Origin of the sequence: Rhizobium sp. BR 315 (assembly GCF_050577975.1) — a bacterium.
Lineage (GTDB): Bacteria > Pseudomonadota > Alphaproteobacteria > Rhizobiales > Rhizobiaceae > Rhizobium > Rhizobium miluonense.
Map to the genome: position 1 here is coordinate 12,837 of NZ_JARWKZ010000032.1, position 12,022 is coordinate 24,858.

General features: G+C 61.1%; 10 protein-coding genes. 4 read left to right on the forward strand and 6 right to left on the reverse strand.

The window, feature by feature from the left end:
• Positions 1–19: 19 nt before the first annotated feature.
• The 3 genes from QD409_RS24205 to QD409_RS24215 all read right to left on the reverse strand — a co-directional run bounded on the left by QD409_RS24205 (position 20) and on the right by QD409_RS24215 (position 3,550).
• Positions 20–1,672 carry a hypothetical protein gene (locus QD409_RS24205; RefSeq protein WP_430763880.1) on the reverse strand — a complete coding sequence of 551 codons (1,653 nt, stop codon included), beginning with the start codon at positions 1,670–1,672 and terminating at the stop codon, positions 20–22.
• A gap of 237 nt (positions 1,673–1,909) precedes the next feature.
• Positions 1,910–2,536, reverse strand: coding sequence for a ribonuclease D (locus tag QD409_RS24210; protein ID WP_037155229.1), 627 nt, complete (start codon positions 2,534–2,536; stop codon positions 1,910–1,912).
• Positions 2,537–2,719: 183 nt separating this feature from the next.
• The gene (locus tag QD409_RS24215; RefSeq protein ID WP_430763881.1) at positions 2,720–3,550 is read right to left on the reverse strand and encodes a MerR family transcriptional regulator; all 831 of its coding nucleotides are present in this window, start codon (positions 3,548–3,550) and stop codon (positions 2,720–2,722) included.
• A 388-nt stretch (positions 3,551–3,938) separates the two neighbouring features.
• Here QD409_RS24215 and QD409_RS24220 point away from each other — a divergent pair, with 388 nt between their 5' ends.
• Both QD409_RS24220 and QD409_RS24225 read left to right on the forward strand, forming a co-directional pair.
• On the forward strand, positions 3,939–5,210 hold the full coding sequence (locus tag QD409_RS24220; RefSeq protein ID WP_092854225.1) for a 4-aminobutyrate--2-oxoglutarate transaminase: 1,272 nt from the start codon (positions 3,939–3,941) through the stop codon (positions 5,208–5,210).
• Positions 5,211–5,284: 74 nt separating this feature from the next.
• Entirely contained in the window at positions 5,285–6,766 is a 1,482-nt protein-coding gene (locus QD409_RS24225) for an NAD-dependent succinate-semialdehyde dehydrogenase (RefSeq protein WP_092854227.1), read from the forward strand.
• 8 nt (positions 6,767–6,774) lie between these two features.
• Here QD409_RS24225 and QD409_RS24230 read toward each other — a convergent pair whose 3' ends face one another.
• Positions 6,775–7,521 (reverse strand): metallophosphoesterase, encoded by a 747-nt coding sequence (locus tag QD409_RS24230; protein WP_430763882.1) that lies wholly within the window; start codon positions 7,519–7,521, stop codon positions 6,775–6,777.
• A gap of 414 nt (positions 7,522–7,935) precedes the next feature.
• On the opposite strand from QD409_RS24230, the gene copD reads away from it, so the two are divergent.
• Positions 7,936–8,820, forward strand: coding sequence for a copper homeostasis membrane protein CopD (gene copD / locus QD409_RS24235; RefSeq protein WP_430763883.1), 885 nt, complete (start codon positions 7,936–7,938; stop codon positions 8,818–8,820).
• A 20-nt stretch (positions 8,821–8,840) separates the two neighbouring features.
• On the opposite strand, the gene QD409_RS24240 is transcribed toward copD, so the two are convergent.
• Together QD409_RS24240 and QD409_RS24245 are read right to left on the reverse strand one after the other, a co-directional pair.
• Entirely contained in the window at positions 8,841–9,611 is a 771-nt protein-coding gene (locus QD409_RS24240; protein ID WP_430763884.1) for a TIM barrel protein, read from the reverse strand.
• A 61-nt stretch (positions 9,612–9,672) separates the two neighbouring features.
• Positions 9,673–10,620 carry a helix-turn-helix domain-containing protein gene (locus QD409_RS24245; protein ID WP_430763914.1) on the reverse strand — a complete coding sequence of 316 codons (948 nt, stop codon included), beginning with the start codon at positions 10,618–10,620 and terminating at the stop codon, positions 9,673–9,675.
• 86 nt (positions 10,621–10,706) lie between these two features.
• Between QD409_RS24245 and QD409_RS24250 the strand changes: the two genes are divergently transcribed.
• The gene (locus QD409_RS24250) at positions 10,707–11,981 is read left to right on the forward strand and encodes an ABC transporter substrate-binding protein (RefSeq protein ID WP_092854235.1); all 1,275 of its coding nucleotides are present in this window, start codon (positions 10,707–10,709) and stop codon (positions 11,979–11,981) included.
• The last annotated feature ends 41 nt before the right edge of the window (positions 11,982–12,022 follow it).

Consider the following 12,022-nt stretch of genomic DNA (forward strand, 5'->3'; position numbering starts at 1 on the left):
CATTCCATTCTCGGGCGGTCTACTCCCAGGCCACCATGCGCCGATAGAAATCAAAGGCATGGTCTTGCTGGCGATCACTTAACGAAGGCCGCGGCAAGGCAGCCAGCTCCGACGGAGCAGTCTCGATTAGAGGTGAGGCAAGCTCCGTTTCCATATCGTCGACGGCTTCCTCGGCCATCTGCGACGGCGGCTCTTCTGCCTGCGATTCGTCCTGGTCCTGGTGCTGCGCCGTTTCTTCGTCCTCGGGGCGTTCGCCTTCCTCATCGCCGACAGGATCGACGCGATCGACCCGCTTCTGCTCGCTTGCTTTGGCGAGCGAGGTAGCCGGCAGATAATTGGCGACCACGAAGGGGACACCAAGCGGCACGGAAACCGGCATTCCTGCCTGCTCCGCAGTGTCGTAGATGGTCATGGCGGCTGTGGAAGCGGCCAGAACCTGCGGCTTGCCGGAAGATGCGGCGGCGGAAACGGCCGTTTCCGGCTCATCCGCCAGTGACGCAGGCGTCGAAGCGGCCGAGATGAGGCGGCTCCTGCTGCTCTCGTCGACAGCCGGCTGCGGCGGCACTTGCCCGGCCGTATTGGCCGTCAACGCCTGCGCTATGATCTTCTCGACGGAGGCCGTCGGATTGTTGATGATCTGCTGAAGATCGGAATTGACGGCCATGACGGGCGGTTTGATGACAACCTGCAACCCCTCCTTGATGACGGCCTGGATTTGCTGGATGTCACGCGGCACCGGTGGGGGCGTCAGCGGCGACCTGATCAATTCGATTTCGATCGGGAGCTTGGCCTCCGTGGCAATCGCCGCCAGCAACGGCCCGGCAGTCGGATCATCTGCGAGGGATGCGACGAGCTGCAATGGCGAGGCTGTACCCAGGCCGGAGCTGGCAGGCGCAGCTTGCGGCGTTGGAACTGCTCCGTTTTGGGTCAGCGCTTGCGTGGGCGCCGCTGCGGCGGCACTCACGGGCGCGGGAACTGGTTGCGGTGCAATACCGGATTGAGGTGCTCCCGGTGGCACGGCCGGTGGTTGTGCTCCAGGCTGGGCGATCGCGGCGGCAGCGGGCTCCTTTGGAGGCGACACCGAGTTTGCCACCTGGGCGGCGATATCGGCCGCCTTCTGCAGTGGCGCCGACGCTGACAGCTGAGCTGCCGCCGGCTTCGTTTCTCCAGCATTCTGGCCGTATGAATTGACGACCGCCTTCAGGACGGCATCGGGTTCGGCAGCCGCTGCCTGTTCCAGGCTGAGGGCCAGCTGAACCGCTTGCGGGCTTTCGGGATCCGCCAGGACGGCGGCGAGCAAGGGCAATGGCACGGGCGTGCTCATTTGCGTGTCCACTCGCTGTTGCGCAGCGACAAGCTGCGGCGGCATCAGGTTGTTGATTGCGTCGGCAACGCGCTGCGCATAGGCGGCATTGCTCTCGCCCGGTTCGCGCGAAACATTCAACGTCCGCGCAGCAACGTCGATTGCGGACAACAGGCTGTCGAGCATCCGCTCGCGAGCTGCCACCAGCAGCATGTTCAGCTTGCCCTCGACGCCGGCATTGACTGCACTCGACAAGACCGCCAGCGGTGTTGCGGCGGTCTGGAGTCCTGAGGTCTCCGCGGTTGCGACGACAGGTTTCTCAACAGGTACGCTTACAGCGGACACGGCACCAACGGCGGGAAGCAACATGACATGCTCCTTTGTCTGGCAAGGCGACGATGGAAGCGGGAGGCAGGTTCAATCAAGGTCCGCTCATGCGGCCGGTGGATTTCCTAGCGGCAGATAACCCAGGTGGCGAGACGCAAACGCGATGAACTGGAAATCATCCTCAAAATAGCAGCCTATTCCTTAACAGATCGCTAAATGAAAAGGCCGACGCCACTTTTGCGGCACCGGCCCGTTGATTTCAACCCGCAAGCGAAGCCATCAGCTATGCGCGAAAATATCCGCCTCTTCCCAGCCGAGAAGATCGAGCTTGGCGCGCGTCGGGAGGAAGGCGAAGCAATCGTCGGCATAGTCCATGCGACCGTCGCGCAGAAGCCGCTGCGTCAGCTTCTCGCGCAGCGCATGGAGGTAAAGCACGTCGGAGGCCGCATATTCGAGCTGCGCCTGCGACAGCGGTTCGGCTGCCCAATCGGACGATTGCTGCGCCTTGGAAATATCGACGTCCAGCATCTCCTTGAGATTGTCCTTCAGGCCGTGGCGGTCGGTATAGGTGCGGCAGAGGCGCGAGGCGATCTTGGTACAGAAGACCGGCGTGGTGGTAACGCCGAAGGTATGGAACAGCACGGCGATGTCGAAGCGGCCATAGTGAAAGATCTTCTGGCGCGCTGGATCGGCAAGCATGGCAACGAGATTGGGCGCCTGCTTCTGGCCGGCGGCGATGCGGATGATATCAGCCGTGCCATCGCCGGGCGACAGCTGCACGACGCAAAGACGGTCGCGGCGCGGGATGAGGCCGAGGGTTTCGGTGTCGATGGCTATAGCGCCGGTATAGCGGGCGGCATCTGCGGCGGAAATATCACCTTCGTGATAACGGATGGTGGCAGCCATGAGATTCTCCCGGCTCTGTCTTTACGAATTCGCTTTTCGTCCGTTCTATAGAACAGACAGGGTGATAACGATACCTTCGCGTCCGGAGCTTTTCGCTTTTCTCCGAATCGTGAAAAGCTCCATCTTCCTGTTTCTCCGCGCATTCCGAGCGGAAAACCGCTGCGCACTTTTCCCGGAAATGCTCTAAAATGTCGGCGGCGTGTTGATCCAGAGCAATATGGTCTCGCCGTCGTGGCGATTGCGCCAGGAATGATAGCGGCGGCTTTCGAAATAAAGGGAATCGCCAGGCAGGAGGTCGAAGAACTGGTCGCTGTCGAGCACCAGCTCCAGGCGCCCGGCCAGGACATGGATGAACTCCTCACCCTCGTGGCGATAGGCGCCCTCGCTCGCGGCACCCGGCGCAAGGACGAAACGATGGCAATCCATCATCGTTCTTCCTTCGGCGAGAAGCTGCACGGTGACGCCCGGCGTCGTTGCCGGCCAGGCACGCCATTCGCCGGATCGGATCAGGGCGGGAACGTCTTCCCGCTCCTCGCCCGACAGGCGTGAGACGGTCGTGCCGTAGTAATCCGCAAGATCATGCAGGGTCTTGAAGCTGACGCCCTGCGAGGTGCGCTCCAGGGTCGACAATGTCGAGGATGTCATACCCATTTCGGCTGCGACCTGCTCCAGCGTCTTGCCGGCAGCATGGCGCAGCGACCGAAACCTGCGACCGATATCGGAGGATGCGGATTGTTCTCCATTTTCGAGGCCGGTCGCGCCCCCCTCCTCGGTCTCGAGCGCCTCGCGAATCGCCGCTGGATTGAGGCCGCGCTCAGCGCGGAACCAGGAAATGCGCTTTAGCCGCGCTACGTCCTCGGCGCTGTACTGCCGGTGCCCGGTCTCGGAGCGAGAGGGTACGAGCAAGCCCTGGCTTTCCCATAGGCGCAAGGTGGACGCCGATACGCCAGCCAGACGTGCTGCCTCCGCCACCTTGTAGCGCACTGGGTAGCGCTCGGGCTCGATGCTGCTCATTTGCCAATGATCCCTGGTCTCTAGAGCATTTCCGCTTTTCTTCGAATCACGAAAATGCTCCATCTTCTTATTTCCCAACGCATCCGGACGGAAAACCGCTGCGCACTTTTCCTGGAAATGCTCTAGTCTTTTGATCTGTTTAGCACGGATGGAAGCGCTTGCTGCACAATTCCTTAAATCGATTTAAGGAATTGTGCAGCTGTTCAAGGCGCCACAGCATCCTTAGCGCGCCTTGAAAGATACGCTGCACTGTATGGGAGCCTTCAGCCCATTCTTGTCACCCACACAAGATCCCGCTTGAAATCTTGCAGGAAAAATGTAGGAGTTTTATAAATAAACTGCAGAACTTCTGCAAGATAATTCGAAACTGCCTTCTGGGAGTACAGTGATGACCCTGACCGAACGGAAGAATGCCGCCATTTCCCGCGGCGTCGGCATGACGACGCAGATCTATGCCGATCGCGCTGAAAATGCCGAGATCTGGGACAAGGAAGGGCATCGCTATATTGATTTCGCCTCCGGCATCGCCGTGGTGAATACCGGCCACCGGCATCCCCGCGTCATTGCTGCCGTCAAGGAGCAGCTCGATCGCTTCACCCACACCTGCCACCAGGTGGTGCCCTATGAAAGCTATGTGCATCTTGCTGAGCGATTGAACGCGATCGTTCCCGGCGATTTCGCCAAGAAGACAATCTTCGTGACGACGGGTGCCGAAGCGGTCGAAAATGCCGTCAAGATCGCTCGTGCTGCGACTGGCCGCTCCGCCGTTATCGCCTTTAGCGGTGGCTTCCACGGCCGTACCTTCATGGGCATGGCGCTGACCGGCAAGGTCGCACCCTACAAGATCGGCTTTGGCTCGATGCCGGGCGATGTCTTCCATGCGCCCTTCCCCGTGCCGCTGCATGGCGTTACCGTCGAGCAATCGCTGGCGGCGCTGAAGAAGCTTTTTGCCGCCGATGTCGATCCGCAGCGCGTCGCCGCAATCATCCTCGAACCTGTCCAAGGCGAAGGAGGCTTCTATCCGGCACCGGCAGCTTTCATGAAGGCGCTGCGCGACATCTGCGACCAGCACGGCATTCTGCTGATCGCCGATGAGGTGCAAACCGGCTTCGCGCGCACCGGCAAGATGTTTGCGATGGATCACCATGAGGTGGCGGCCGATCTGGTCACCATGGCAAAGAGCCTTGCCGGCGGCTTCCCGCTCGCCGCCGTCACCGGCCGCGCCGAAATCATGGACGCGCCCGGGCCAGGTGGCCTCGGCGGCACCTATGGCGGCAATCCGCTCGGCGTCGCCGCTGCCCATGCGGTGCTCGACGTCATCACCGACGAGGGCCTGTGCGACCGCGCCAACCAGCTCGGCTCGCGCCTGAAACAGCGGCTTGAATCGTTGCGCGACAAGGTGCCTGAAATTGCCGACATCCGTGGCCCCGGCTTCATGAATGCCGTCGAGTTCAACGATGCCACGACGAAGCTGCCGAGCGCCGACTTCGCGAATAAGGTGCGGCTGATCGCGCTCGACAAGGGGCTCATCCTTCTGACCTGCGGCGTCTACGGCAATGTCATCCGCTTCCTGTCGCCGATCACCATTCAGGACAGCGTGTTCAGCGAGGCGCTCGACATTCTCGAGGCGTCGCTACTCGAGGCGAGCGCCGGCCGCTAGCCGCCGGTCCTTTCGTTCTTTCCTTTCGATCCGCCCGTGCGGCTTGCCGGGCGAAAACTGTCGGAGTGCATACGATGTCCTTTACGACTGCAATGACCAAGCATGTCCCCTTCTCCTCGCGGTTCCTACGCGATGCCGGCTATATCAACGGCGTCTGGACGGCAGGCGGCGCGACCAAGACCTTCGATGTCATCAACCCCGCCACGGGTGAGGTGCTTGCCAGCCTCCCCGACATGGGAGCCGCCGAAACGACGGCTGCGATCGACGCCGCCTATGCGGCGCAGGCGGCCTGGGCCGGTCGTCCCGCCAAGGAACGTGCCGTCATCCTGCGCAAATGGTTCGACCTGATGGTTGCCAATGCCGATGAGCTGGCCAACATCCTGACGGCCGAGATGGGCAAGCCGCTGCCGGAAGCGAGAGGCGAAATCCTGTACGCCGCCTCCTATGTCGAATGGTATGCAGAAGAGGCCAAGCGCATCTATGGCGAAACCATACCCGCGCCGTCCAACGACAAGCGCATGGTCGTCATCAAGCAACCGGTGGGCGTCGTCGGCACGATCACGCCCTGGAATTTTCCGGCTGCGATGATAACCCGCAAGATCGCCCCGGCGCTCGCTGTCGGCTGCACCGTCGTCTCGAAGCCGGCCGAACAGACGCCGCTAACGGCGATCGCGCTTGCCGTCCTTGCCGAAGAGGCAGGCATTCCGGCCGGCATCTTCAACGTCATCGTCGGCACCGATGGCCCGGCGATCGGCCGCGAGCTCTGCGGCAACCCGAAGGTACGCAAGATCAGCTTCACCGGCTCGACCGAGGTCGGCCGTATCCTGATGCGCCAGTGCGCCGACCAGATCAAGAAGGTCAGCCTCGAACTCGGCGGCAATGCACCCTTCATCGTCTTCGACGATGCCGATCTCGATGCCGCCGTCGAAGGAGCATTGGCTTCGAAATACCGCAATGCCGGCCAGACCTGCGTCTGTGCCAACCGCATCTATGTCCAGTCCAACGTCTATGATGCCTTCGCCGCCAAGCTCGCGGCCAAGGTATCGGCGCTTTCGGTCGGAGACGGCTTCAAGCCGGGTGTGACCATCGGGCCGCTGATCGACGAGCAGGGGGTCGCCAAGGCGGAAGACCATGTTCGGGATGCCGTGTCGAAGGGCGCCCGGATCCTGCTCGGCGGCAAGCGCATCGAAGGTGCCGGCACCTTCTTCGCGCCGACCATTCTGACCGGCATCGACCGGACGATGAAGGTCGCCCGCGAGGAGACCTTCGGCCCGGTCGCGCCGCTCTTCCGGTTCGAAACGGTCGAGGATGTCATCGCTCAGGCAAACGACACGGAATTCGGCCTTGCCGCCTACTTCTTTGCCGGCGATCTGAAGAAGGTCTGGCGGGTAGCCGAGGCGCTTGAATACGGCATGGTCGGCATCAATACCGGCATAATGTCGGCAGAGACGGCGCCTTTCGGCGGAATCAAGCAATCCGGCCTCGGCCGCGAAGGCTCGCGCCACGGTGCCGACGACTATCTGGAAATGAAATATCTCTGCATGGGCAATCTATAGCCGGCAAATCAAGTCGAGGTGATGTGAACGCGGCCCTGCCATAGCCGGGCCGCGCTCAATCGACCGGTGTGGAAAGCGCCGGTATCGAGATTGAGCCGCAGACCGCTGACTTCGGCCTGCCGGATCGGCGTATGGCCGTGCACGATCAGCTTCGGCAGCGGTTGCGCACTGTCATAGAAACGCGAGCGGATGAAGACAAGGTCGCCGTCCTGCTGATCGGCGATCGAGCGATCCGGATCGATGCCGGCGTGGACGAACAAGGCTTGCGGCGTATCGAGCATGATCGGCAAGCGGCGCAGGAAATTGATGTGATCGTCAGGTAGCCAGGTTCGCAGGAACGTGTCGAGTTTCTTCTCGCTCGGATATTGTTGTCGCAGCGTCAGGATATCCGCGCCATAAGAAGCAAGAGTGGCATCGCCTCCGAGCGCTACCCAATCATCCAGCGATATCTCCCCATCGATATAGGCGAGCATTTCCATTTCATGATTGCCGGTCAGGCAAATGCGATCGAAACCGTTTGGCGGCGATGCCATCAGCCGGCCGACGACCTGCGCCGAGGCAGGGCCGCGATCGATGTAATCTCCCAGCATGATGATGAGTTTGCGCCCAGGAAGCCCGGCGGCATCGGCGACGATCTTGCGCTCCAGCGCGCTCAGGAGATCGTAGCGGCCATGCACGTCGCCGATGACATAGGTGGGCACATCGAGATGCTCGAGCCGCTCGCGAAGCCGACGATGGCCGAAACCATGAGCCATCTTTTCGTGTATCCTAGCTGCCGACATAAAATTCCCTTTCGAGCATACATCCCGAAACGCCTCAACGATCTCTGTAAAAGGACTCAAAAGCGACGATTCTTTGCCGAACGACAGGAATCGACGCTCGTGACTGGTGTCGCGATCGGCAGAAGCCTGCGGCACCGGATTGCCTTGCGGCAAAGCGCCCCGAACGGCGCCTTTATGCATGGAGAAAGTTGACAGGGCGTATCCGCAATTCTATCGCGCTTGACAAGCTGGCGGGAGGATCTTTGATCAGTTTGGATCGTAAGCCGGGCCTATATTCCTATTGTTTCGGCTTTGAGCCCTGTCTGCGCGGACATCAGGCCCGAACGGACCAAATCCTAACGGGGAGCTTCACCTTTATGACAGCCGTAACTTTATCGTGAAGCCTTGATGGATCCGACGACAGCGCTCGAACTCTGCCGCTTTCTTCATGACGCATCGCTGATGCTGCTGTGGGGTGCCTGCGCCTATCTTTCCTTTCTGGTGCCCAGGGCACTTGCGGATATCGTCTGGCGCATGTCCGCAATGCCGCTTTTCCTGATCGCGGTGATCGGCGCCTTGGCGATACTGATATCCCTTCCGGCGGCAACGGCCATCATCGGCAATGGCTGGAGCGATGCGCTCGATTTCGGCACCGTGCGTGATGTCCTGTTCGATACGACCGTCGGTCAGGCCTGGCAGGCCCAGGCGGTTGCAGCGACTATGATGATCTGTGCTTTCCTGCTGCCGGAAAGCCGACGTCGTCTCGGGCTGGCATTGGCCTCCGGCGTCGGGCTTGCGGCCCTCTCGCTGACCGGCCACGCCTCCATGCTGGAAGGCTGGTTGCGCCAGGCCCATCGCGCCAATGATATCTTCCACGTCCTGACGGGCGGCGGCTGGCTGGGCGCTCTGGTGCCGCTGATCCCGATTTTGCGGCTTCTGAGCCGACCCGAATGCCGGGTGGATGCGGGGCTGGCACTGCGCCGATTCTCGAAAGTCGGGCACTGGACCGTTGCCCTCGTCATTCTCTCCGGCATCGCCAACATGATACTGATCCTGAAACGCCTGCCGACGGACTGGTCTTCGTCCTACCAGAAACTGCTTGCGATCAAGATCGCGCTGGTTGCCGGCATGGCGCTTCTGGCGATCGTCAATCGCTATGTCTTCGTGCCCTGGATCAGTCGCAATCCGAGCCGCGCCTTGCAGGCACTCCGGCTGGGGAGCATTGCCGAAATCGTCATCGGCATTGTCGTGATCGGACTGGTTGCCGTCTTCGGCATGATGGAACCGGTATAGGTTACCGGCCACCCGAAGGCCTAGCCGCCGAGCGACTTGATCACCGCGCGGACGGCAGCGGCATCGCTGGTCGCCGGCCTGTATTCCAGACCTACCCTGCCGCGATAGCCTTGAGCGAAAAGCCAATCCAATCGTTCCCGCAGGTCCACCTGACCTGTGCCGGGATCGCCGCGGCCGGGATGATCGGCGGCATGGAGATGCACGATCCGGTCGACCCTATCGCCGACGACCTGCTGCGTGTTCTCGCCCATGACGGCCGAATGATAGAGATCATAGACAATGCCGATTTCCGGGCGGCCGACTTCATCGACGATATCCAGGCCTTCCGCCGTCGAAGACAGATAGTAGCCGACATGATCGATTTTGGTGTTCAGCGGTTCGAGGCCGAGCCGAACGCCGGATCCCTCGAGGATATCGGCGCCGGCGCCAAGGGCGGCCACGAGGGAGGCCCGCTGCTCGGCACGCGAAAACCCCGGCAGATCATCGCCGGCCTGCGCAATCAAGACCGACGCTCCAAGGCGCTGCGCCACGGCGACGGACTCGCGCAGACCCTTCAGCCAAGCCTCTTTGTTTGCCGGATTCGTCAGCGCGATCATCGGCTCCGCGACGAAGCCGGACACTGCAATGCCGGTCTCGGCAACGGCTGCGGCGATCGCATCGAGATCCTTGTTCCTCCAATGCCAGAATTCGACAGCATCGAGCCCTGCCTCGTGCGCCCGCCGAATGCGATGTGCGAAAGCGTCGCCGTCGCGCGCAAACAACCACTCGATACAAGCCGAAAACTGACGCATTGAAATCTCCTCCCGCATTTTCATCAGCAATGCTTGGGATCGGCAGCAACCGCAAGAGGTCTCAACGCTGAATCTGCGAGGGGCGCCTGATGGACGACTCGAGGGCCTCCACATTCATTGCGGAGAGAACGCGCATGTCGCGGCGGAAATCGGAAGGCGTCATGCCGGCAATGTGGCGGAAGGATTTGTTGAAGGCGCTGATCGAGCCGAAACCGCTGTCCATGGCGACCTGAAGCACGTTGGCCCCATCCCGCATCAGCATCGCCTGGGCACGCGAAAGGCGCAGCAGGTTCACATATTTGGCCAGCGTCATGCCGGTCGATTTCTTGAAGAGGTTCATGGCGTATTTCGGATGAAGATGCGCCGCCTTGGCGATATCGACCGTATCGATATCGTCCAGAAAATTTTCGGCAATGAAATCGCACATTCTCGCCAGGCTGCGCGAGGATTGCGGATGGGCGTGTTCGTTCGCAAGGCTTCCCTGCTTTTCCGGCACCATGCGATAGGGCTCGAAGGCGATCCGCTCCAGGCGCAAGAGAAGTTCGGCGACGGCGTGCTCGGCCTTGGCTCCGTCATCGGACATGACATAGCGGTGCCACCGGGCGAAATTCTCGTCATCGGCGGCATCTGTTGCCGAGCTTATCAGGGTCTGCCCGCGAATGAGGCGGCCGGAAATATCGAGCGGCAGCCGCAGCCGGAAGAAATGCACGAGCGGCAGATGCGCGCCCGCGTAGATCGCATCGTCGGACAATTCATCCAGCTGGTGCGGCTGGCCGCCCCAGAAGAGGCAGATCTGACCCGCCCTCAGATGCAGCTCATGATCGCCTATTTGGTAATGCACGCTGCCGCGCACGATGTAGTTCACTTCCACCTGCGCGTGCCAATGAGGCTTCGCCATCGGCAACGGATGGGAGTAGAACATCTGCAGGATTGTCGGGAGCCCTTCGACGCTGCTTGCGCCTGGCTGATAAACTGCCCGTTCATCCACCTTACTTTTCGCCAAGTCGATGTTCCCTTTTTAGGAGACAGAAGCGTACCGACAGCTAGTTTAAGCGCGTTCGCTTGCGGACAGCAATTGAAAAGGGAGGATTTTCAATGCGTTTAAAACTTGCTGGAGCGACGGCGCTTGCCGCCTTACTCGCTTCCGGTTCTGCCTTTGCGGAACAAACCACCATTACGGTCTGGAGCTGGAACATCGCCGCGTCGGCGCTGAAATCCACGGTCGAGGGGTTCAATAAGAAATATCCCGACATCAAGGTCGATGTGCAGGACATCGGCAACCCACAGGTCTTCGACAAGATGCTGGCCGCTTGCGCTGCCGGCGGCGACGGTCTGCCCGACGTCATGTCGATCGAAAACCACAAAGCATCGATCTTCTGGAACCGCTTTCCGGACTGCCTGACCGACCTGACGAAGCTCGGCTATAACGACAGCCTCAAGAAGCAGTTCCCGGACTTCAAGCGCGCGGAACTCGAAGTTGGCGCCGCAGCCTATGCGATGCCATGGGATTCCGGCCCGGTCACCATGTTCTATCGCCGCGATCTCTATGAAAAGGCAGGCGTCGATCCGGCAACGATCAAGACTTGGGACGATTTCATCGCCGCCGGCAAGAAGATCTCCGCGGCCAATCCCGGTGTCGTCATGACGCAGGCCGATCTCAACGGCGACACAGAATGGTTCCGCATGCTCGCCAACGAACAAGGCTGCGGCTATTTTTCGAGTGACAGCCAGAGCATCACCGTCAACCAGCCCGGCTGTGTCAAAGCGCTGGACAAGGTGAAGGGGATCAAGGACGCGGGCCTGATGACCGCGGCGAACTGGAACGAGAAAATCCAGGCGAACACTGCAAGCAAGGTGGCATCGCAGCTCTATGGCGGCTGGTATGAAGGCACCGTCCGCTCCACCTCGCCGGATCTCGCCGGCAAATGGGGCGTCTATCCGATGCCGAGCATGACGGCCGACGGTCCGCACGCAGCCAATCTCGGCGGTTCGTCGCTCGCAATCGCCAGCGGCTCCAAGCACAAGGAAGCCGCCTGGAAGTACCTCGAATACACGCTTGGCACCAATGAGGGCCAGGTGACCATGCTGAAGTCCTTCGGGCTCGTGCCGTCGCTTCTGACTGCGGTCCAAGATCCCTTCGTCAACCAGCCGCAGCCCTATTGGGGTGGGCAAAAGGTCTGGGCCGATATCCTCGCCACCCTGCCGAAAATCCACCCGAGCCCCGGCACGCCGTACTTCAGCGACGCTGACGAAGTCATCAAGGCGGTACAGACGAAGTACCTCGCCGGTGGATATCCGAACGGCAAGGCAGCGCTTGACGACGCGGCCCAGCAGATCGCTTCGGCGACGGGCCTGCCGCTCGCGAAATGAGTGACACTGCCGGGCGCGCATCCCAAGCCGCGCTCGGCATC